This is a genomic window from Cyclobacterium sp. 10D3-21, assembly GCF_055809755.1.
On the sequence record NZ_CM147924.1, the window covers coordinates 2,979,258 to 3,002,286 of the forward strand.

The window sequence follows — 23,029 nt, forward strand, 5'->3', positions numbered from 1 at the left end:
ATTATTACCAAGGAAATTGAGTTGCCTTTTCATTTTCAACTATTAATTGTGGTAGTTTTCAGTAAACAACATGCCAACGTCCTGCATGCAATCGTGTGAACCTGTGCTTAGACGAAAAGGGTCAGGGGATCTTTTTAGGTTTATTTTTATCCTTTGGTCAGCCTCATCAGATTTTCGATCAAAATACTTAATCCCATCTACCCAGGTCATCTGTGGAATGGCATAAATAGAAAGTGGGTGATTGTCAAATAAAACCAGATCAGCCTGTTTGCCTACTTCAATAGAACCTACGTATTTGTCAATGCCCAATTGTTTGGCTGGATTAATAGTAATCAATGCCAATGCTTCATCATCAGTAAGTCCACCATAGCGCTGCGTTTTGGCTGCTTCATGGTAAAGGTGCCGAATGAGTTCATCAGAGTCTGAGTTGATCGAAGTCACCACACCGTTCTTTGTCAAGATTGCCGCATTGAATGCAGTTGAGTAATAAACCTCAAATTTATAGGCCCACCAATCAGAAAAAACGGAAGCACCCATGGTGTATTTTGCCAGTTCAGGAGCTACTTTAAATCCTTCATTGACATGCGAAAATACAATCTTATCCACGCCATATTCCTTGCATACCTCAATAAGCATGTAGATTTCATCTGCTCGGTAAGAATGGCAGTGAATAATGATTTTTCCATCCAAAATATCCACAAGTGTTTGCAATCTTGAATTGTACTTTGGTGGGGCAGTATTGATTTCTTTTTTCTGCTTTTCTAAGTCCCATTTTTCCCAGATCGCTTTGTATTTTAGTGCTTCTTCAAATCCATTTCTGATGACTGCTTCTACGCCCATTCTGGATCGTGGCTGTAAGTTTTTTCCGATTCCATGTACACGTGTTGGATTCTCACCCAGTGCAAATTTAATGGTTCTTGGTGCTTCTTCCATTATCAGCCTATTGGGATCTTTGGTCCCATAGCGGTGTTTCAATGTTACATTTTGCCCTCCAATTACGTTTGCAGATCCATGCATGGCGTGGGAGATCGTTGTGCCTCCTGCCAAAGCGCGGTAGATAGAAATGTCAAAAGGGTCAATCACATCCCTCATCTGAACTTCAGAAGTGATGGGACTGCTTGCCTCATTGATGATTTCAAGCGCAAGGTGAGAATGGGCGTCAATGATGCCTGGCATTAGGTATTGGCCGGAAGCATCCACGACTTTTGCGTTTTTAGAAGCCTTAAGGTTGGTACCTATTTCAGTAATAATGCCTTTCTTAACCAGCACATCTGTGTTCTCCAGCGTTCCATTGGTTATGGTGATTACTTGGGCATTTTTTATCAATAAATCCGCTGAATGATTTTCCTGGGCGTAAACTTTTGCGCTCAACCAAATTAATAAACCAGCCAGTAATAGTCTTTTCTTATTCATGGTCTTTATTCGGTTTTTCTTTTTTAGTAGCCTGAACGGTGAATTGGTTATAACCTTTAATGTTCATGGTACCTTCAAACTTATTATTATCAATATCTCCATTAACCGTTACGTCCAGGATTGCGTCGTTGGTTTCAACCATAAAGGAAAACGACAGAGATTCATCTGTAAACTCCAGGTTTTCCATTTTAGCCTTTTTGATTCCGGTTCCTTTTGGGCTGTCATAAGAAACAGTACCTTCCCATTTGTCATTCTTTTTAATAAATTCCCATGTACCTTTTGATTGGCCCACGGGTGTCTCAGTTGCATAATTCCAAACCTGACTTCCAGATTTCTCTGAACTGATATCGTCTGTGAAATCAAAAAGGTAGCCATCACTAACAACCATGGAAACTTTACCATCCTTAGAGAAAAGGCTGTCCGTCATTAATACCATATTGGCCATTTTTCCTGGGGCGATACTGCCACTAATGTCTTCTATTCCCAGGATTTTCGCTGGATTGCTGGTTAAGGCAGCAAGTGCAGCATCCTTTGAAAGACCATTGTCTATCATCAGTTTTAGGTTGCTATAAAAATCTTTTTTCTCTAAGCCCATACTGGTAAAGGCAAAAGGGATTCCGGCTTTTTCGTATTTTGAAGCTAAACTCAAAGGCTCAAGGAATGCCTTACGGGCCCTTTCAATTCTTGCTTCGTAATCTTTCCCTTGCTCATCAGTATCGAGAGAATCTGAAAATTTATCTTCAGGCAGTGCAAGGTTAAGTGCCACTCCTACCTTCTTCGAACGCAAAATAGGAATAAGTTCATCCCCTTCATTTACACCAAGCAATATAAGTTTAAAGCTGTTTTCTTCTTGCATTTTCAGTGCTCTTCGGGTATCTAGTTCGCTTTTGGGAGCTACAAGGAGAGGTATCTGATTTTGAGATACAGGAATTAATGCATTCAATACAGGATCAAATTCTGCCCGACCGATTCCCTTGTTCTTGGCATAGATAGCCAGGTGTTCTCGGTAAAGGACTGTGTTCTGGAAAAGATCCCGCCACTTGGCCATTACGGCTAACTTGGTATGGGGATAAACGCCACGTACCGTATTGAATTGAAAAAATTGAGATTGGTTCTCGATGATTAGGTTGTTATTGTCTTCATGTCCTAAAACAACAAGTGTGGTCAAACCTGGTAACATTCCCTTCCCCTCAGGGAGTTTTTGTGCAATGGTAAAACCAAGTTTACGCCAATCTTCTTCAATTTTTTCATTGAATTGATAAAGTTTTGCTGCAGAAAAATGGGGGTGAATTCCCGCCAATTCTGGGATAGGTTTTGAGGTATCAAAATCTTTTGGCCTTTCAGGTAGGACAGGTACCTCGACACCGGATTGATTACCCAAGTCAATAAATCCGGGATATACAAATAGTGATTCCCCCTTGATTTCTTTCGCATCCTTAGGGATGGTCAGGTTTTTTCCGATTTCACTAATCGTACCATTCTTAAAGATAATAGCATAATTGCTATGTATTTTACCTGGTTCTGAAATGACCGTCGCATTCGAAATATAATAACTTGTGGTTATCCTTCTGTCCCCATTATTGTCACTTTGTGCTTGTGCCTGGCCTAAAAATAAAAGGGTGCAAACAAGAAAGACAGTATAATAAGGTAAAATGAGTTGTTTTTTCGACTTCATTTTTGATGTTTTGTACTTAACTAAAAGCTAAAAATAGGGTTTAAAAGTCAATTTTAGAATAGTTATTTATTAAATGTTGGTAATTGTCCTGAAAATCGATTTTGCCTTGTTAACTTTGTTTCGCCAAAATGAATTTCTCTTTTTTTGAAAAAAAATGAATTTTATGAAGTTGATTTTAGTAACTTTGAAATTTGTGATCGTATTTAAATATTTATAAAATTCAATTGCAGAAGGTTTAAAAGCTTAACCCTGGTTTAATTCAATTAACTAATGAATAAAAGTTCGCTTTTCAAAGAGTTGTTTGTCAATATTAAAACTACTGGCGCTGTAACATTTAGTTCAAAGTCTTTGGTAAATAAAATGCTGTCTTTTGCCGAGTTCAAAGGTGCAAAAGTCATTGTGGAGCTCGGAGGAGGTGATGGCAGCATTACCACAGGTATAATCGAGCGGATGGATAAAGATGCAGTACTTTATGTATTTGAGATTAGTGAGCATTTTTGTGATAATCTTCGAAAGAAATATGGTTCTGATAATGTTGTTATCATTTGTGATTCAGCAGAAAACATGGACAAGCACCTGAAAGGAAATCCTGTAGATTTGTTTCTTTCTTCACTGCCCTTTAGCCTGATTGCGAAAGAGTCCAGAACTGCCATTTACGAAAAAAGTAGCCTGATGCTCAAGCCAAGTGGTTTTTTCATCCAAATTTGCTATTCTTATTTGTTGCGCTTTCAGTTTGCTACGCATTTTAGTACCATTAAGACAGCCTTTACGCTTAAGAACTTCCCTCCGGCTTTCATTATGGTGTGTAATACCTGATAAGGTTTTTTGCTGTTAATTTAATATCTTGCTCCTTATGAAAGGTGCGGATTTTAAGGGTAGAGGTACGGGGAATCAGCCGGGTAATGTGTATGAAAATACCAGCCTGGTACATGAACATATAGAGGGAATTGATGTGCCCGAATATGAAGAAAATCCCAGCACTAAATTCATTAATGTCAGCACTAAATCTGCTCTCTCTGTTAATGATAGTCCTGACCTACCTTTAAACTACTCCGTAAATCCTTACCAGGGTTGTGAGCACGGATGCATCTATTGTTACGCAAGGAATTCCCATCAATATTGGGGTTATGATGCAGGCTTAGGTTTTGAAACCAAAATCCTGGTGAAAACAGACATTGTAACCCAGCTGAAAAAACAATTCGAAAAAAAGAATTATCGTCCCCAGACCATTATGCTTTCTGGTAATACGGATTGTTACCAACCTGCAGAAAACAAGTATAAACTCACGCAAAAAATACTTGAAACATGTCTCGAGTACCGACATCCTGTTAGTTTGATTACCAAAAACAGCCTGATAGATCGAGATTTTGACCTTTTAAAAAAGCTGGCAGAAAAAAAGCTGGTTCATGTCTATTTTTCTATCAATCACCTGGACAATAAATTGAAGCTGTTACTAGAGCCAAGAACGGCTGTAGCGCATAAAAAAATTGAAATCATTCAGGAATTTTCTAAGGCAGGAATACCAGTTGGCATTATGGTTGCTCCAATCATTCCAGGGATTAATACTGACGCTATTCCACAGATAATCAAATTAGCAGCAGAAGCGGGTGCGAAGCAGGTGGGTTATACCGTTGTCAGATTAAATGGTCAGGTAAAAGAACTGTTTAAAAATTGGCTGGAGGAGCATTTTCCTGATAGAACAGACAAAGTGATGCATCAAATAGAAGCACTACATGGGGGCAAATCAAATGATACGGATTGGGGCAGAAGACTTAAAGGTGAGGGCATTTTGTGTAAAACCATTTCAGATATGGTGCAACTTTCTATTAAAAAACACCTCCCTAAAGACTCAAAAATGCCTGCCTACGACTTCAGTCAATTTAAAGGTAACGGACAATTGAAACTTTTTTAATATGAATTACCTCGATAAAGGCATTCTTGTATTGGCTACAATGGAAATGGCAAAAGGAAAAAAGAAATGGCATTTAGTCCCACGGAAGTGGTAAAATGGATTTACCCCAATGATTGGGAAAGTTTCCTGGAGGATGAAAATGAGGCAGTGGTTTGGTTGTGCGAAAAGGGTTGTATCACTTTAGAGAATGAAAGGCGGTCCATAGATGATTTGACTGTTGGAGGGTCAACTAAAATAAAACTGTATCAATAGCCCGTTGGCTATACTGAAATTCAAATAATACTGCTGCGGTATTTCTTCAAGCCAAATGACTGTTTAAACTTAATGAATATTAGATATATTTCAACTAAGCACCAAACGGACGTTCTTAAACCCTAATAATATGATTTCCGACAATGTATAAATTATACTTTTGTTAAATCGGCTTTTATTTTTCTCTAAGCAGAATAAAATTTTGTAATATTACCTAATTTTTAAACCTCAACATTTATGAAAAGGACCAAAGCACAGGAATCCAGGGCAGCCATTGAACGCTTGTACATCACCATGCGGCACCTATTTATGCGGGGGAATTATAAACCTACCGGAGTTTCTGGTGAATCCTTGGTGGAAGCTTTGCTTACCCTGAGTCCGGAAATCTACGGCCTGGTCAATGATTCCGAAAAACTTGAGTTGGAAGGGCTTCTTTACGTAATGGAGCGCCTACCTCAAGGCATAGAAGAATGCAGGTACATTCGCCTGATCAGTAGGGAAGGCTATGAGGATTCTGGTTTTCCACCCTTAATTCCTTCCAAAAGGAAGCGAAATTGCTATAGGGTAGATGAGGAGCAGATGTATGTGGAAATGACTCGTGGGAAGAGTGATATTTATGATATTCTCACGCACTTAACTTTTTTATACATAGAGTCAGAGAAAATCCGAAAGAACAGTACAGACCCCAAAGGTAGGATCAACCTCAATTGGAGAAAATTGAAAGAGGTCGTAGAGAAGGAAATTAAAGGCGAAGAATTCAATAAGGAAGCCGCTTGTTCTTACCTCAGCCATTTGACAGGGAGGACTTTTGAGGAAACTAAAAATGCGGTTCAAAAATTTGAAAATTCTTACAATAGCAATAGTCTTTTTGCCATCATTTACCATATGGGAAGGCTATCCATGGAAGAGATTCTGGATGGAAGTGACAGAGAGATTTCTTTCTCAGCAACCCTTAGAGAAAGGGTAGGACACCATGTATATGGAGAATCCTGGGCCAATACCATTAAAATGGTTTTGGATGAACAGGACTTATTGAGTAGACCCATACATGTGATTAGTGCCAACCTTCACAGCGTCATCAATACTATTTATGGGTTTCAGGCCCTTGGATTGGAAGATTATGAAACCATCGAAGAAATGGCCATGAAAATCAGTGTAAATGGAAAAGGGAGTAAAGAAAAGGAAATACTTGCCTATGCCATGAAGCATGGATTGACACAAGTGCCAGATTCCTCGGGGACCAATATTGGAGTGCAAATTATAGATACGGAGAAGATGGTATCAGATTTTTTGATTCCAGGTGTAAAACTGCCTGAAGGCAAAAGGAAGAGGCCAGTTCTGGTGGTAATGGATTATGCTTTTGGTGAGCAGGCTTATGAGTGTTTTGATGAATTGTTAAAACCTTATGAAATTGGGGAAAAGAAAATACCTTTAAATATCATAAGCACCTCTATTATGGGGAAAGCAGGTATTTTGGAAGGAAAGAAGGGGGATATTATGATACCCAATGCCCATGTATTCGAAGGAACAGCAGACAACTATCCTTTTAAAAATGAATTGAACCCCAATGATTTTGAGGGATATGGACTTGGTGTATATGATGGGCCAATGATTACTGTATTGGGAACTTCCCTTCAAAACAAGGAGGTATTGGGTTATTTTATGGAATCATCGTGGAAAGCTGCAGGATTAGAAATGGAAGGCGCACATTACCAGAAAGCCATTCAATCTGCAAGTAAAATCAGAAATAGCATTCGGAAGAATGTAAAAGTAATGTATGCCTACTATGCTTCAGACAATCCATTGGAAACTGGTAGCACTTTAGCTTCGGGAGCATTAGGTATGGATGGTGTCAGGCCAGCCTATTTGATTACGTATAAGATACTTAAGAAGATTGGGGAGGCCTAATCTTCCAATTGAAAGTCAATGGTGGTAACCACCCTAACTGTTTTAATTTGGGGTGTGTTTTCATCCCTGTCATTGATGGTAAACAAGCCTTGCCTTGCTGTTCTGATTTCCCCAACTTCAGAATCGGAGTCTCGGGCAAATTTCTCGGCAACTTCACGAGCATTTTTTGTTGCTTCTTCTATCATGGAGGGTTTTAGCTCGTTCAGTCCGGTAAAGATATATTCAATGGGCCTCCAGGTATTTTTCGATTCCAATAAAATGCCTTTTGACATAAGTGCGAGTGATTCAGAAAGTGCTTTCTGAAGTTTGCCAAGATCATCGGTTCTCACCGTGAATTCTGACTTGGCCAAATACCGGAATTCACTGTATTGAGCATTTGAATTGTACCTGTCCGCTCGTAAATCGCTAATATTGGTGCTTCCTTTGGTCAGTTCATCCTCAGTAAAGCCCTGAGCAATAAAAAAATTGTAAACTTCTTTGTTTTGCTTTTCTACATTAAGGCTAAGTGCATTCAGGTCATTTGCCATTAACGAAATGTTTATGGGCCATACGGCCAAATCTGCATCTACCTCACGTTCAGACAATCCTTTTACTTGAACTGTTCGGTCATATTGCTTGCCAATTTTGTGCATGTTGCCAATAAAAAAGCCTGCAATTATTACAGCAGCACTAAAAACCAATGTTTTCAACCAATCAAATTTCATAATCCTTACGTTTTACCTGGTACAAGTTAATCCTAAAAATGCTGCTCATTTGCCAGCTGAATAACTAAGACTATTTCATCTTCAATTTCAGTGCCACCTTAATGCAAACCGCAATTGAAATTTATTATAATTACCCTTTAAGGATAAAGCGTGTATTTTTTCCGCATCAATTTATAGTTAGACAAACCTGGTTCCCAGCTTGCTCGTATTTCACTTTCAGGTACCCCGTCGATAATTTGCTGCCGGAACAATCCCGACCCTACCTGAATTTCAATGTTGTTCATTTGTTTGCTTAGACTTCCGTCAAAAAACTTTTCTTTTTCAGGGCTATTTTTATAAAGCTCCATGATCCATTTTAAGTTTATTTGACCAGTTTCTCTAAGTAAATCGGTGTCATAATCACGCAGGTCAATGCCATAACATACCTGATCCATAAATAGAGGACTTTGGGACATTCCTTTTATACTTTTTGGGGTAAAAGAGAATGTGTAAATGTCTTTATAGGCAGGGCTTCCAAAAATGGTAAACGGAAAGTAAGTACCTCTGCCATGGTTGATATAGGTGCCTTCAAACATGCAGGTTGAGGGGTATAAAAGAATGGACTGCTGGGTATTTAGATTTGGAGAGGGGGAGACGGGGAGGGTGTAGGGCATTTCATGGGCGTAATTGGCAACCCGTATGATTTTCAATTTACACTGCACCTTGTCTTTTAGCCATCCTTCACCATTTGCCATCAAAGCAAATTCAGCCACAGTCAATCCATGGGACATGGGGATAGGGAATTGCCCTATTCCTGATTTGTATTTCATATCCAAAACAGGTCCATCGATCAAATAACCATTTGGGTTTGGCCTATCCAGGATTAGCAATTCCAGGTTGTTTTCATGGCATGCTTCCATAAGACGGACCAAAGCATTGATATTGGTATAAAAACGGCAACCAACATCTTGTAAATCATAAATCAAAAGATCCACCTCTGCCAAATCCTCTTTTGATGGTTTTCTCTTGGCGCCATACAGTGAAACAATGGGAATACCTGTTTCACTGTCAATTTCATCCTTCACATGCACTCCTGCGCCCACATTGCCACGAAAGCCATGTTCGGGCCCAAAAACTTTAACAATATCCACTCCCAGCGATTGCAAGCTATCAACCAAATGTTTTTCGCCAATAATGCTGGTCGGGTTTGCCATGATCGCTACTTTTTTGCCTTTCAAGTAGGGAAGGTATTTATCCGTCTGATCGGCAGCAGTGATAATGGGATTGTTTTCACCTGAGCCCTGAGCCTGCACTTTCAATACAGACATAAAGAGTAAAATTATGCAAACACAAAAGTATTTTAAGAAGGAGGCCATAATTAGAATATTTGCAGTGAATATAATAAGGAAAAAACAAACCCCAATAGGTATAGACTTTTGTCCATAGCTATTGAGATTTTGGAAATAGAAAAGGCTTCGTGGCATGAGAATAATTCCGGTGGCTGAGTCTGCCGAAGTCAGCGGAATTGAAGTCATCTTATTGGAATCTTTTTCTACTAAGTAAATTGGTCTTTGATGAGTCGGGATAAGAAGGCGTAGTTGCAAACTCACGCCTAGAAGGGGTCGAAGCCAGCAGGGTCCAAATCAGAAATTATTTCACCTAGATAATCCCCCCTTACAACTGAATGAAATAATTTCCCGGAATTGTAGTCAGGTTTTGTGGCCTTTCCCGACTAATTATAGGCATGCTATCCATGTACCAGATGTGTTGGGTTTTTAACAGTTTATTGAATCTGAAATTACCGTTCATAGTGAACTTTTCAGCACTTGCTCGGCAAATCCTATTTACAATGGAAAGAGGCATCAATGCTGGATCAGATCTATTGATTTCTTCATTTGGACGAAAAAGCACTTCCCATTCAGATAAAAAGCTGGATTCTGAAGTGATAGAGGAATCATGCTACTACTATTAAACTTCATTCGCATTAATGTAAAGAATCATTTTAAACCTCCAGTTTCATGAAACGAAATACCATCCTGCCATTTTTATTGCTATTTGTATTACAATTTGCCTGGTTTTCAGCTCTTGCACAGGACGAGCCTTCCTATAAAAATAGGATAGGCCTCAATGTCTTGGGTATACCCGATCAAAGCCTGGTAGCAAGCTTTGAATACAGCTTTATAAAGAATGGTTTTTGGCTGGGCATAGAACATAAACTAAATCAGCTTTCAGAGGATAAGGACCAACAGGTGAACTCTCTTGCACTAGAGTATCGGTATTATTTTTTTGCTAAGGGCAAAGTTGCAGATGGGCTTTTTGCTGGTCTGTATTCTAAATTCCGATGGGGAGAAGAAAGCACCACAACCGGAGCCAATATACAACACGAGTATGAGGCCATTTTCACAGGCCTAAATACAGGTTATCGGTATAACTATAAAAGGTTGGCACTTTCCGCTTTCGTAGGATATGGTTTGCCACTTTGGTCTACAGCAACCACCAAGCCCAACGAAACCTCACATGAACTGAATGAAAATTACAAGAAGGACTTGAGGCTTGGGCTAACCGTAGGCCTGGCTTTTTAACTTGGTTTAGGAATAGGATAATGATCCCAATTCAATAGCCTCCTGCTTTAGCTGGAGGTAATATTAGATTTCCCAGCAACGCTGGCTTTAGCCAAATCATTCATCCCACCACCTTTCCAAATAGGAAGAAGTGTAATTACATGTTTCACCAGGTAATAGCCATAAACTTAAAATCTTCAGCCTGACGGTGGATGAGCGGAGCCGAAGCCAATGTAACTAACATCAGCTATTTGAAACTGCTTTTTCCAAAATTTTTAGGCGGTTGATGAGTGGGGATAGGGAGGCGTAGTTGCAAACTACGCTTAGATTTGCGGAGCCGAAGCCAGTTATTGGGAACTGCTTTTTGCGAATTTAAGATGGCTGTGGTGGGTCGGGATAAGGAGACGAGGTTTCAAACTACGCCTAGATGAAGATAATCGGAACCTGTTTTGTTCTACAAAAAGATTTTATTTATGAGTGGGTGAAGGAAGCCAAAGTTGCAATCCAGTCCGAGAAGAGATATATTGATTTGACATTGGCTCTCAATATTTTATTGAAATGAATGCGAATGAAAGTTCTAATCCTAAGAAAGGAGTACTAAAACACCTATCATGCGAATTGTATTTATATTCATCTTGCTGCTTTTCCAGACTTATTTAGGTAATGGGCAAACGTCATTGGAGGGAATTAACTTAGACAACGGGAAATATATAGTAGGATTTCGACACTATATCAGGTCTGACAGCACAAGGACATACAGTAGAAGCTTTGACTACAGCAATAAAGAAATTGCGAGGCCTATTAATGTAAGTATATGGTATCCTTCTGAACAACTTAAAGGAGATGAAAATCCAATGAAGATTTTGGATTACTTTCAAATCTTGAAAGAAGAAGAGGAATGGGAATATTTGCCAGACGAACAACTTTTAAATTGGTTTTATTACTCCAATACACCTGCAAATCAAAATCACCTCAAGGAACAAACAAAAGCTTACCCTGAAATCGATTTTGCCGAGGGTAAATTCCCGGTAATCGTTTACGCACCAAGCTATCAGGCATCATCAATAGAGAATTTCGCACTTTGTGAATATATATCCAGTCACGGATACATTGTGATCTCAAGCCCAAGTCGTGGAACAGAAACCCGTTGGTTTAGCAATAACAATGCAAAGGAAATGGAGACCCAAGCTAGTGATGTAACATTTTTGATAAAAGAGATCGGGAAATTCCCGATGGCCAATTACGACAAAATAGCAGTTATGGGTTTTAGTTTTGGTGGTTTATCAAATGTAATTGCCCAAAATAGAAATGAAAAAGTAAAAGCGATTGTCAGTCTTGACGGTACAGAAAGGTATCAGTATGCGCTGTTACAAGAATCCCCTTTTTTCGATATTGAAAAAATGAATGTTCCCTACCTTCATATGGCCCAAAAAGATATTCCCGAAAAAGTGCTTAAAGAAGACAATATCAAGGCTGAGCTTAATACGAAATTTGAGTTCTATGACAATATTACCAAAGGAAAAGCTTACCGATTTAAATTCAATGATTTAACCCATTCTTATTTCAGCATTTTAGGAACGCTATTCGCAGAAAGGGATTTAAGACAAGACAAAAGCGATCCTGAAATAATGGAATCCTACAAATGGGTGGCCACTTATACTTTAAATTTCCTCAATGCCTATTTGAAAAATGACGGAAAGGCATTAAAATTTCTCGAGAATAATCCAACTGAGAATGGGGTAAGGAATGGCTTGATCACTCATAGCACCAATCAGCCTGAAGGACCCGAATTCACTTTTAAGGATTTCAATGATTTAGCATCAAGTCAGCACTATCAAAACCTTTCCCAGTTATATGATTCAACTTTAAAGGAACATCCTTCATTTAAAATTCCCGAAGGAAATCTTAACACACTTGCGCTACAGCTAGTATTCAACTCTGATACGGCTGAACAAGGGATAAACATTTTTTTATTTGCAGTAGCGCTTTATCCTAATTCTGCAAATCTTTTTGATAGTTTGGCAGAAGGATATCTATTTGTTGGCAATAAAGTCAAAGCAGTTGAAAATTTTAAAAAGTCCTTAGAATTGAATTCCCAAAATCAAAATGCTATTGATAGGTTGAAACAATTAAAAGATTAAAGCTAGCCTGGATACAAGAGGGGTCAGTTGCCTAAAAAGCGAGTGTTTGAACCTTTGTTTTCATGGGAAAGTTAAAACAAATGACTGCATAATTCCCTAACTTCGCTGCCTACCCGAGGAATCACCAAAAGTATATAACACCATCAAGTATCAGTTCAATATCAACAAGGAAGGTTGATATTGTGGTCTTGAGTTAGGGGTGTTACCTGTAGGTTATCTACCATTCGGGAAAAATTAAACGGAAATTATTAAAGGTTAGGTTAAAAATGAATTCAGCACAAAAATTAGGGTTCCCAACAGATACTAAGTTATTGATAATACATGCAGATGATGCAGGACTTTCACATTCTGAAAATAGGGCCACGATTCAAGCGTTGGAGAAAGGAATTGTGAATTCCTACAGTATAATGGTTCCCTGCCCATGGTTTTATGAAATGGCAGTATTTGCAAAAAATAACTCCCAATTTGATTATGGGGTACACTTGACACTAACCTGCGAATGGGAAAACTATAAATTCGGACCTGTGTTGCCGGTTTCAGAAGTGCCAAGTTTAGTCGATGAAAATGGACATTTCTATAAAAAAAGGGAGCTTCTCAGAAAACACGGACAAGCGGAACACGTTAAAAAGGAGCTTCAAGCTCAAATCGAAAAAGCCATCAAATTCGGGTTAAAACCAACGCATATTGATTCTCATATGTACAGCGTAGGGGCAGACCCTGAGTTTTTTAACATTTACAGAAGTTTAGGAGAAAAGTACAAACTTCCCGTTGTAATAAATGAAAAATTGTTTGAAATGGTCGGCTTAAATCCTGAACAGTTAATCCAAAAAGATGATTTTTTAATTAATAGCGTACATATGGGGGAGTTTAAATACTTCGAAAAAGGTGAACTTGCCGATTATTACGATTCTATTTTCGAGGAATTAACAAGCGGTCTGAACCTGATTTTAATTCATCCAGCCTTTGATGACAATGAAATGAAAGGAGTTACAATCAACCATCCCAATTTCGGTTCTGAATGGAGGCAAATCGATTTTGATTTTTTCACAAATGAGAAGGTCAAGTTAAAGCTCAAAGAAAAAAACATTGAATTAATTACCTGGGATGAAATCCGAATAAAATTGTACAACAACTAATCTATTCAAGGCACAAGATAAGTCCACATACCAGTGGCTTCGACAAGCTCAGCCACCGGAGTGGAAGCCAACTTGAGGTGCTCTCCGACTATTAAAACGTTGGCAGCAAATTGTGCTTATTTTAACAAAAGTTGAATACTTTCAGCATTACAGGTCTAAAGTTTAGAAGAGGGTAACTTTGATAAGGCCGGGTGAAAAGGTGGATAGCATACAGACAATGATTTATTCGAATTTTGTGATTGATCAAAAATGCCTCAAATGAACAAGCCCAAAAAAATAGATATAGTTTACTTAATGCCACAGATTGATGAGATGCTCATCGAATTGTTGGAAAGTCTGTCTGAAAAAGATTGGGAAAAACAGACGATTACTCCCAAATGGACAATAAAAGATATTGCTGTACACCTTTTGGATGGCAATTTAAGGTCACTTTCAATGCTTCGTGATGGATATTATGGAGAGAAACCCGAAAACATAAACTCCTATCAGGATTTGATCGATTTCCTTAATGGGTTGAATGAAGATTGGGTAAAAGCTATGAAGCGATTGAGTCCAAAAGTAATTGTCAATTTGCTAAAAATTTCTGGGAGAGAGTATTGTGATTTCTTGGCAACTTTGAATCTTGACGATAAGGCAAATTTTTCGGTAGCATGGGCAGGGGAAAATGAATCAAAAAATTGGTTTCATTTGGCAAGGGAGTACACGGAAAAATGGCATCATCAACAACAAATAAGACTTGCTGTTGGTGACGAACAGGAATTATTAAAAGGAAGATGGTACCTCCCTTATTTAGACGCATCCGTTAGGGCGCTTCCACATCATTATAGAGATTTGGAAGATGTAGATGGAGATTTAATTAAATTCACCTTTTTAGGCCAAACGAGTAAAAGCTGGTATTTGAAATACACGACTAAATGGGAACTGCTCATTTCTTCCAATCAACAGCCAAACTGTGAAGTCAGAATAAAGGATGAAATTGCTTGGAAAATATTTACCAAGGGAATCAAAAGAGAAGATGCAATAAGGGATTCAGAGATAATTGGGAACAAAAAGCTTGGTGAAAAAATATTCGACATGATTGCGGTCATGGCCTAGGTAATGATGTTCAAATGCAATTCGGGTATGCTTACAGGAATTGGATCACCCTGATTCCCCAATTTCTGCTTTTCATTAGCCAAAGCTTCAGCTGTTGATAATCGGGTATATACGAATTACTTTGACAAGGTCACCGGTGGCTGAGCTTGTCGAAGTCATCTGAGTCGAAGTCATATCGAGGAGACCTCCAACTTTTAAGGCGATGGAGAAACATGGGGCTTATTTTAATGAATTTGAATACTTTCAGCATTATAGGTCTAAGTTACGCTTCGCTAAACTTAGATCAGACTGGGCGCAGTGCCGAGTCAAAACTACGAGGGGCGTTGGGCCATTTGGTGGGAAGATTAGTTTTGGCTAGATTTTTCTTTGGTTCGTTTCTTTTCATCATGTTTACCCTGTCTTTTTCAGGGCTTGTCCTGAAGCGTAGCAAATCAGGGGAAAAGAAATGAACGGCTAATCCTTTGTTTTCAGTATTAAAATCACCTTAGAAAGCCAAATCAACCTGGAAGGGTTTCATTTTTGCAGCTCTTATTGTTTCAAGAAATTAATAACCCAAGGAGATCTCCTGGCCAAAACCATCGGCAAAGGTATATTCAGTAAAAACCCTTTTGTTCTCTAAATTTTGGCTAAAGCCAGTTTATACGAAAATACCTTTATAAATGGGCTGAAGCCCATTCCTATTGAATTCTTTACTAAGATCAATTGGTCCGGATTAAATGTTGTAAAAGAGGTCTAAATTACTTTTTTCAATAGCCCCTAGCTTTAGCTGGGGGATTGTATGGAAACTCTCGTATTTGTGGCTTTAGCCAAATCATTAACCCGTGGAGCTTTCCACCGGTTTGAGCGATGTGGGCAATTAATGAAAGTTGAATACTTTAGGTATTATAGGTCTAAGTTACGCTTCGCTAAACTTAGACCAGTCCATGACCGGTCTATACCGTTATCGGTGGCTGAGCTTGTCGAAGCCAGCCTTGTCGAGGCCACTAGATCCAAAGCCACCCTATTCCTTCTTCTTTTCCTCTCCCTCCTTGATTGTATCAGAGTCCCAGGCATGGTCGTTGAGGCTAAAGCGCTTGTTGAGTTCAAAGGAAAGTAGGTTCTCCTGCATTTCTATGGATTTCCTTACGGTGGAGATGAAAGCCTTTTTGTCATTTTTCACTTTGGCCAACTCAACCAAAGAGTCCTCGTCGTATTTGATAAAATCCTGTGCAAGGCGGTGTACTGTATGTGCCCGATAACCCATTTTTATCAACACATCTCTCCCCATTCTCACGGCGCTTTCTAGATTCTGCATGTAAATATGTGGGACTTCCAATTCCAGTAATTCCAATGCTTCCCTTTTGTCTTTTGCCCTCACCATCAATTCCAGGTTGGGGAAGTGCTTCTTTACCATTGTGACCAGGCGATTATTTGTTTCGGGATTTTTTATCGCTGAAATCAATACCTTGGCCTCTCTGGCACCAGCCATCTCTAGTAAATCTGCTCTGGTGACATCTCCATAGTAGACTTCAAAACCCATTTTCCTAAGGAGGTTGACACGGTCTGAGTCAATGTCTAAGATTGTTGGTTTGATGCCATTTGCCCTTAAAAATCTACCAACGGTACTGCCATAATTTGAAAACCCTGCCAAAATCACCTGGTTGGATTCATTCATTTCATCCTGGGGCTTCTCCTCTTTCTCTTTGGTGCCTATATAAGGCAACAAGAGCCTTTCATTGAACATCATCAGCAATGGGGTAAATGTCATGCTTAAGGCAGTCACGGCCATAAGGATTTCTGTTGTTTTTGCATTTATAATGTTCAATTCAGTGGCAAAGGAAAAGGTGACAAAGGCAAATTCACCTACTTGACTTAGACCCAATGCGAAAATAAGCGTTTGGTCGGTACTGATTTTATTCATTTTACCTATCCCAAAAAGTATAAGGCTTTTTATTAGCAGGATGGAAAGTGTAGCGGCAAATACCATCAATGCATTCTCTCCAATTAATCCAAAATTGATGGATGCGCCTACTGCGATGAAAAATAGACCTAGCAGTAGACCTTTAAAAGGCTCAAGATCACTTTCAAGTTCATGCTTGAATTGGGAGTTGGCCAATATTACGCCACCGAGGAAAGTACCCAAAGCGGGGCTTAATCCCACCAGCTCCATTAAGAAGGCTATTCCCAGCACGATCAATAGGGCACCGGCAACAAAAAGCTCTCTTAATCGGGTCTTGGCAACCAATTTCAGCATGGGTATTATTACGTACCTACCCGAAACGACCACCAGGATCACCGCCCCAAAAACCAAAAGTGTTTGCAACCATCCGGGGAACTGGGAAATGGGGCTCATGTGATCGATATCCACATCGGATGTAGCAGCGAGGGCTATTAATGGCAATACAGCCAATATAGGAATGACAGCAATATCTTGCATCAGTAGCACAGCAAATGAATTTCGCCCTGCAGAGGAGTTCATCTGGTCCTTTTCTTTAAGGGACTGTAAAGTGATGGCGGTAGAAGAAAGGGCTAGTGATGTACTTATCGCAAGGGACTGTCGCCAGCCTAAACCCGAAAAATAAAGGATGCCAAAAAAGACCAGTGTTGTGATCACAACCTGTGAAAGGCCAACCCTAGTAATCATCTGACGCATTTTCCACAGTTTGGATGGCTCCAATTCCAATCCAATCAGGAAGAGCATCATTACCACGCCAAATTCAGCAAAATGCATGATGTCTTCACCTTCTTCACCAATAAAACCGAAGAGATAAGGCCCAATGATAATACCCGCCAGTAAATAACCCAATACAGAACCCATTCCGAATTTCTTTGCCAGGGGTACACAGACAACAGCAGCTGAGAGGTAGATGATTGCTTGAAATAAAAACCCGTTTTCCATGATGTTAGTGCTTGAAATCGTTTAAAAAAGGAAGGTTCACTACATCACTTATATTGGGGCTGTCTCTCAAGTGGATGATAAGCGCTTTAAATTTATTAATCTCATGGTTCAATTGCTCCCAGGTAATGTTATGGGTGCCAGCAATTTGAAAAGGTGGCAGGTATTCCATATTGCACAGCCTAGCAGTTTGCTTATAGGGCAGGAGAAATTCCTTTAATGGATAACCATGATGGCCTGTTGCACTGTATGCTTCTGGGGAGCCTCCCGTACTGATCGCATTGAACAGGTATTTGCCTTTGAGGTATGTGCCTTTATGCCCATAGGCCCAGTTATACTCCAAAACCAGGTCTATCCATTGTTGCAATAACGGTGGCCCCGTATACCAATACAAGGGATGCATCCAAACGACTATATCTGCCCCGAAAAGCATCTCCTGTTCATGTTGCACATCAATGTTAAAATCTGGATAGCGCTCATATAGGTCATTGATCTGAACATTTTCCAAACCATTGATAGAGGCCACTAGCCCGGAAATCACCTTTGAATGCTCCAATTTGGGATGGGCCATCAGGATAAGTATATTTTTCATACCATTTTTTATATGCTTGGCAAATAACCAGTTTTTTGACTATTTAATAAAGCGTATTTAGTGAAAGTTTCAAAATCGTTGAAGCTGTTTTCTTCAGGAGGTTGATACTCCACTTTCTTTCCAGGGTTTTGATGACCTTTATTCAATTAAAAAAGAGGAGACAAATGAAGAGAATAATACGTCAATAAATCTTAACAAAAAGTAATCACAAAGTGGCTGGGATTTGGAATGGTCTATTACACAGGAATGCAAATTTTATTGGGATAGAACTGCAGAATTCAGGAATGGCCAATAATTTCTCTTGCTCTTAAGTTCAATTGCATGCTTATTATCTGGTGTCGTTGTCCTCCTTAAGCAGATGGGAGAAAGTGCTGAATCGTACTCCTATTCGGGCTCTGAAACGTGAAAATATATTTGTTGTTCAATTTTTAATTTTTTTTATGGCTTCATGAAAAAGCGAGATATTATAACTGATACTTAACTGACCTTCAATATTTTGACGGCAAAATATTGTTTTTGTCAGGCATTATTTTGATATTTATATGCAAATATTTGTTACTTGTAAATAATCAATGGTTCAAGAATGATTTCGCACAGAATTTAATTTTCAGTTGTAAAATTAAAAAACTTTGAAATTTTTAACACTTTTAAGGTTGATGGGCGCACTTATACGATCAATTTTGAATTCAATGAAATACCAGCTTTTTAAGCGCAATTATTTGGCTTTTTTTTATTTAACCCTTAATTATTTTAACTATGGAAACATTAACTTCCATTTTAAACCAACAGTATGAAAATTTAGATTTTTACGAGGATTTGCTACAAAATAGTGAAATGAATTTTGAGCAAGTTGGTGAAATGAGCAGGGAGATTTTAACCTATATCGATGAAGATTTTAATTTAAGACACTTAAACAAAAAGGGAAGAGAATGGTTTGGACTTCCTTCTGGTAGCATATCCTATACTGAAAAGTCTTTCAATGAAAAATATTACCATCCGGATACGTTGCGATTTGAGTTTCCTAAAATTAGGAATTATTTTAAAAACAAGCGATTGGGTTCCATTTACTCCAACTATCAACAAATTTTCAGTCCTAAGACCAATGCCTACTGTATTTGCTTGGTGCTTTTTAAGAAACTCCAATCTATAAGTCTAGGATACCTTACCCTTACTATTCCGATCACCCATTTCGACAGTTTAAATAAAAAAATGCAAAGGGTCATTTCAGAAGAGATTTTTCGCAATAACCACCGAGCTATGTTTGAACAGCTAACTGAAAGGGAATCAGAAATTTTGAAAATGCTTGCAACTGGAAAAAGCAATCCTGAAATTTCCGATGAATTATTTATCAGCCGCCATACCGTGGAGCAACATAGAAAAAACATCAATAAAAAACTCAGCATTCATGGACTAAAAGAGATCTTGGATTATGCCTATGCTTTTGATTTGGTTTGATAGTTTCGAAGGTTTTAGAGCGAATAGGGGTTTTCTCATAAACGCAAAAAGTAATTATATTGATTCTATTAAATAATTACACATAATTGTTTTGATTTGCCTCATTCCTGTTTATCCTGAAGGAGAAATGATAAGAGGTATGTGTAATTATTTATCATACTGTGTATAATTGGCTATAGTAGTAGGAGATAAAGTGTTGGATAGCCTTCATTCTGATAAAGGTTTTTTTTCAATTACACTTCATTGTCATTCATCAGGCTGTTTGAGGATCAAATTACATTGTCCAATCACTGCGTAATCCCAATCGGATTTTGATTTTTTATTGTCATACTCAGTTCTAATTTTTTTGATCTGTCCTTTTAGCCCTCTACCGTCAAGCTTCCCCAAAACAAAAACGATATAGGCCGTTTTTTTTGGTGTTGTATTCCTGGAAAAATCCACGAGACACGAAATGGCCACAGGTCCATAGCTTATTATTTTTTCAATATATTCGGATGACTCCTCCAATTGGGGTCTTCCCAATTCATAATCCTTTGGTTCGAGGGCTTCAAGAGAGTCAAGACACCTCTGAATTTGAGCCTTTGTAACATTACTTATCATTCCTATTACAGATTGGTTGATCCTTTTAACCCTTTGTCAGGATATCTTTATTAGCCATAGTGCAAAGACTTTAATTTTCAATATTTTTAAAATTTTTCATTGTTCTTATCAGGTTATTTCATTTCTGGTTACGCTCCCATCGACTACTCGGATTGAAGTTGACCAGCTTACTGACTTGCGCCCCGTAGGACCTACCAGTGAGGTGACAAAATCTTTATCCGAATCGGCATTCATAGTAGCATTATAACCAATACTCGGCGGATCCGCCATTGAGATATTGTAACCTTCACCAAGAAAATCCTGTCGTTCAGGAGGTGTGTCAAAATTCCGGCCTGATTTAGCAATGTCATCCTGCACAATCCCCTCCTTTGGATCACGCCTACCATTTGTAACCCGGTTTCGATAGGTAACCGTTTGCGCAAACGAAAATTGCTCAGGCCGACAAGGACTGGGAACGACCCCATACAATTGGACTATTGCCCCCACACGAGTACCGGTATCAAAAGGTCCGGCGTTTGTAGGATAACCTCTACTGGCCAGAGTGGGATAATAATCATTTATCGTAAGCCCTCTCCGAAATGAACCGGAAATGATTTTATTCATCGATAGGGGTTCATCACAACTATCCGGTACCCTCTGAATTTGATTTAAAGGACTTTGGTGAATATTTTGTAATAGGTTTTTTGATCTTGGGATATCGTTTTGATTTTTGAAACCAGGTACTGAATCCAACCTGATAGACCTGGAAATTCTGCCATGATCCGTAATTGTATGCCCTTTGGGAGGGCTGTCTTCTTCAATGATTCCCTCGCCTATTTTAGGGATATTTTCCTCCATTTGATCTGTTTCGCATTCAGCACACTTTCTTTGAATTTCAGGGAGAGGATTTCTCCCTGCCAACTGATTCACCACCTGGTTCTCTGTGGTCTCCGCTTTCTGTCCATAGGAGGTGCTGGGGTCATTTGCGGCAAGTTTGTTTTGAACAAAATCTTTAGATTTGAAAAAGAAATGATGTCCACTGGTGTTTCCACCTGAAATAGACATATCATTGCGGCCTTTTTTGGACAGGGAATTTCGGGAAAAAAATGGTTGTTCCGCTTGGGAGGTAGCAGAGGCATTACCATCATTCTCTTTTTTATAGAAAAACCCCTTAGAGGTTTGTGTAGTGAGATTATTTTCTTTGGTTGCAGAAGTTTTCACGGAATTTCGTATTTAAACAAGCCTTAAATTTCAGATAATTGTATTGTTAGATTGGGAAATTTTGTCTTGAAATTTTTATCTTTTTCATGAAGGTTTTAAAACGATAAAATGAATACTCTTTCGCTCATTTTCAAAAAATAGTTAATGGTTTAAGCCGGGTCATCAGAATTCTATTGTGAAATTCAAACTTGAAAAACCCTTTCTTCCTTTTCATATTCCCTTTTTATCCCTTCTATTAAATCTTTCTTGGATAAGATATTGCTTTTTTTATGGATGGTTTGCAGGGAGGCATAATGTATCACACTAATTATGGCGGAACCGCTAAGCTCATATTTTTCAGCTATGTAGCGTAGATCCACATCATCCGCTAATTGTGCCTTGGGAGGGACAGAGGATTTCCATAATTTATACCGCTCTTGAGGGTTAGGCATTTGAAAATGAATAATGGCATTAAAGCGGCGGATAAATGCCTGATCTATATTGCTTTTAAAATTGGATGCAAGTATGATCAAACCCGCAAAATCTTCCACCCGCTGTAATAGATAGCTGACTTCCTGATTGGCATACTTATCATGTGCGTTTTGCACATTAGAACGTTTTCCGAATAACGCATCCGCTTCATCAAAAAACAAAATCCAATCCTTATACTCCGCCTTTTTAAAGATTTTTTCCAGATTTTTTTCCGTCTCTCCAATGTATTTGGATACTATTTGCGATAGATCTATTCTGTAAACATCCTTGTTATATTGCTTTCCAAGCAGGGTAGCCGTCAAAGTCTTTCCTGTACCAGAGGGTCCATAAAATAAAGCCCGGTAGCCCGGTTTAATTTTTTTCTCCATTTCCCATTCCTTAAGGAAAATCTTATTGTTATGTAACCAAATCTGAATATCGTTTATTTGTTCGGCTGCTTTTGGTTTGATGACCAGATCTTCCCATTCCATTTTTGTGGTAACTCTTTTTGCTGGGAAATCAGGGCTAAAGGTGGGCTTAGAAACATTTCCTTCAGTAAACAACTCAACATACTCTTGTTGTAAAATAATTTTCCCACTCATTTTTGGCTCTCCTTCATTGACTGATTCCAATAGAAGAATGTTTTCCATAGCAAAATAATGATCCGGTGAAAAATACTTCAGGCATTGCATCCGTTTAAGCATATCATTTCCTCCAAGAATAAATAATGCCGTTTCTCCAGTAGGAAGTGTTGCCCTGTGGTGAACCCCTTTAACTCCACCGATATCAGGAAACTCTCCTCCCTGGGGTAAGAATTCTTGAATGGCCTCATCCAGGAAATTAGGTTGTAAATGGGGGGCCAACCCAAGCAATAAAATGATATATTCCTCAATATTCATATTGTGGGATAGCATCATCTGGTTTAAGGGCGTATCATTTGCCTCCAGGATTACTTCGGGATAGGAGAAAGTATTATTTTCTTCCTTCTGAAAAAAGGTGAGCAACCTTCGGTTGATGACTTCTTGTAGAAAATGGATGGAATTGACAATATTTTGAGAAGATGCAATCACGGTACAGGTTA

General features: G+C 38.8%; 19 protein-coding genes. 10 read left to right on the plus strand and 9 right to left on the minus strand.

Going from position 1 to position 23,029, the window contains the following annotated elements; all coding sequences use genetic code 11:
* Positions 1–42 precede the first annotated feature (42 nt).
* The gene (locus AC0L7T_RS12035; RefSeq protein WP_473342882.1) at positions 43–1,413 is read right to left on the minus strand and encodes an amidohydrolase family protein; all 1,371 of its coding nucleotides are present in this window, start codon (positions 1,411–1,413) and stop codon (positions 43–45) included.
* Positions 1,406–3,088, minus strand: coding sequence for an amidohydrolase family protein (locus tag AC0L7T_RS12040; RefSeq protein ID WP_473342883.1), 1,683 nt, complete (start codon positions 3,086–3,088; stop codon positions 1,406–1,408). The genes AC0L7T_RS12035 and AC0L7T_RS12040 overlap by 8 nt, the downstream gene beginning before the upstream one ends.
* A 270-nt stretch (positions 3,089–3,358) precedes the next feature.
* On the opposite strand from AC0L7T_RS12040, the gene AC0L7T_RS12045 reads away from it, so the two are divergent.
* The 4 genes from AC0L7T_RS12045 (at position 3,359) to AC0L7T_RS12060 (ending at position 7,160) form a co-directional block, all read left to right on the plus strand.
* Positions 3,359–3,904, plus strand: a complete 546-nt coding sequence (locus AC0L7T_RS12045) for a class I SAM-dependent methyltransferase (protein ID WP_473342884.1) — start codon at positions 3,359–3,361, stop codon at positions 3,902–3,904.
* A 37-nt stretch (positions 3,905–3,941) separates the two neighbouring features.
* Positions 3,942–5,000: a PA0069 family radical SAM protein gene (locus AC0L7T_RS12050; protein WP_473342885.1), complete on the plus strand. Its 1,059-nt coding sequence runs from the start codon at positions 3,942–3,944 to the stop codon at positions 4,998–5,000.
* A 66-nt stretch (positions 5,001–5,066) separates the two neighbouring features.
* The gene (locus AC0L7T_RS12055) at positions 5,067–5,252 is read left to right on the plus strand and encodes a hypothetical protein (RefSeq protein ID WP_473342886.1); all 186 of its coding nucleotides are present in this window, start codon (positions 5,067–5,069) and stop codon (positions 5,250–5,252) included.
* A gap of 237 nt (positions 5,253–5,489) precedes the next feature.
* Positions 5,490–7,160 carry a DUF6909 family protein gene (locus AC0L7T_RS12060; protein WP_473342887.1) on the plus strand — a complete coding sequence of 557 codons (1,671 nt, stop codon included), beginning with the start codon at positions 5,490–5,492 and terminating at the stop codon, positions 7,158–7,160.
* Here the strand turns inward: AC0L7T_RS12060 and AC0L7T_RS12065 are convergent.
* Positions 7,157–7,864: an SIMPL domain-containing protein gene (locus tag AC0L7T_RS12065; RefSeq protein ID WP_473342888.1), complete on the minus strand. Its 708-nt coding sequence runs from the start codon at positions 7,862–7,864 to the stop codon at positions 7,157–7,159. The genes AC0L7T_RS12060 and AC0L7T_RS12065 overlap by 4 nt on opposite strands.
* A 137-nt stretch (positions 7,865–8,001) precedes the next feature.
* On the minus strand, positions 8,002–9,171 hold the full coding sequence (locus tag AC0L7T_RS12070; protein WP_473342889.1) for an exo-beta-N-acetylmuramidase NamZ family protein: 1,170 nt from the start codon (positions 9,169–9,171) through the stop codon (positions 8,002–8,004).
* Positions 9,172–9,692: 521 nt separating this feature from the next.
* Here AC0L7T_RS12070 and AC0L7T_RS12075 point away from each other — a divergent pair.
* From AC0L7T_RS12075 to AC0L7T_RS12095, 5 genes are all read left to right on the plus strand, one after another.
* Positions 9,693–9,815 carry a hypothetical protein gene (locus AC0L7T_RS12075; RefSeq protein ID WP_473342890.1) on the plus strand — a complete coding sequence of 41 codons (123 nt, stop codon included), beginning with the start codon at positions 9,693–9,695 and terminating at the stop codon, positions 9,813–9,815.
* Between the two features lie 46 nt (positions 9,816–9,861).
* Positions 9,862–10,425, plus strand: coding sequence for a hypothetical protein (locus AC0L7T_RS12080; RefSeq protein ID WP_473342891.1), 564 nt, complete (start codon positions 9,862–9,864; stop codon positions 10,423–10,425).
* 590 nt (positions 10,426–11,015) lie between these two features.
* Positions 11,016–12,545 (plus strand): prolyl oligopeptidase family serine peptidase, encoded by a 1,530-nt coding sequence (locus AC0L7T_RS12085; RefSeq protein WP_473342892.1) that lies wholly within the window; start codon positions 11,016–11,018, stop codon positions 12,543–12,545.
* Between the two features lie 266 nt (positions 12,546–12,811).
* Positions 12,812–13,681, plus strand: coding sequence for a polysaccharide deacetylase family protein (locus AC0L7T_RS12090; protein WP_473342893.1), 870 nt, complete (start codon positions 12,812–12,814; stop codon positions 13,679–13,681).
* Positions 13,682–13,939: 258 nt separating this feature from the next.
* Positions 13,940–14,776, plus strand: a complete 837-nt coding sequence (locus AC0L7T_RS12095) for a maleylpyruvate isomerase N-terminal domain-containing protein (RefSeq protein WP_473342894.1) — start codon at positions 13,940–13,942, stop codon at positions 14,774–14,776.
* A 1,000-nt stretch (positions 14,777–15,776) separates the two neighbouring features.
* On the opposite strand, the gene AC0L7T_RS12100 is transcribed toward AC0L7T_RS12095, so the two are convergent.
* Positions 15,777–17,654, minus strand: coding sequence for a monovalent cation:proton antiporter-2 (CPA2) family protein (locus AC0L7T_RS12100; RefSeq protein ID WP_473342895.1), 1,878 nt, complete (start codon positions 17,652–17,654; stop codon positions 15,777–15,779).
* A gap of 4 nt (positions 17,655–17,658) precedes the next feature.
* A complete protein-coding gene (gene kefF, locus AC0L7T_RS12105) occupies positions 17,659–18,243 on the minus strand; it encodes a glutathione-regulated potassium-efflux system oxidoreductase KefF (RefSeq protein WP_473342896.1) in 585 nt (194 codons plus the stop codon).
* A 756-nt stretch (positions 18,244–18,999) separates the two neighbouring features.
* Between kefF and AC0L7T_RS12110 the strand changes: the two genes are divergently transcribed.
* Positions 19,000–19,698, plus strand: coding sequence for a response regulator transcription factor (locus tag AC0L7T_RS12110; RefSeq protein ID WP_473342897.1), 699 nt, complete (start codon positions 19,000–19,002; stop codon positions 19,696–19,698).
* Between the two features lie 246 nt (positions 19,699–19,944).
* Here the strand turns inward: AC0L7T_RS12110 and AC0L7T_RS12115 are convergent, their stop codons facing one another.
* The 3 genes from AC0L7T_RS12115 to AC0L7T_RS12125 all read right to left on the minus strand — a co-directional run bounded on the left by AC0L7T_RS12115 (position 19,945) and on the right by AC0L7T_RS12125 (position 23,018).
* Positions 19,945–20,298 carry a hypothetical protein gene (locus AC0L7T_RS12115; RefSeq protein ID WP_473342898.1) on the minus strand — a complete coding sequence of 118 codons (354 nt, stop codon included), beginning with the start codon at positions 20,296–20,298 and terminating at the stop codon, positions 19,945–19,947.
* 108 nt (positions 20,299–20,406) lie between these two features.
* Entirely contained in the window at positions 20,407–21,498 is a 1,092-nt protein-coding gene (locus AC0L7T_RS12120) for a hypothetical protein (RefSeq protein ID WP_473342899.1), read from the minus strand.
* A 182-nt stretch (positions 21,499–21,680) separates the two neighbouring features.
* The gene (locus AC0L7T_RS12125) at positions 21,681–23,018 is read right to left on the minus strand and encodes an ATP-binding protein (RefSeq protein ID WP_473342900.1); all 1,338 of its coding nucleotides are present in this window, start codon (positions 23,016–23,018) and stop codon (positions 21,681–21,683) included.
* Positions 23,019–23,029 lie beyond the last annotated feature (11 nt).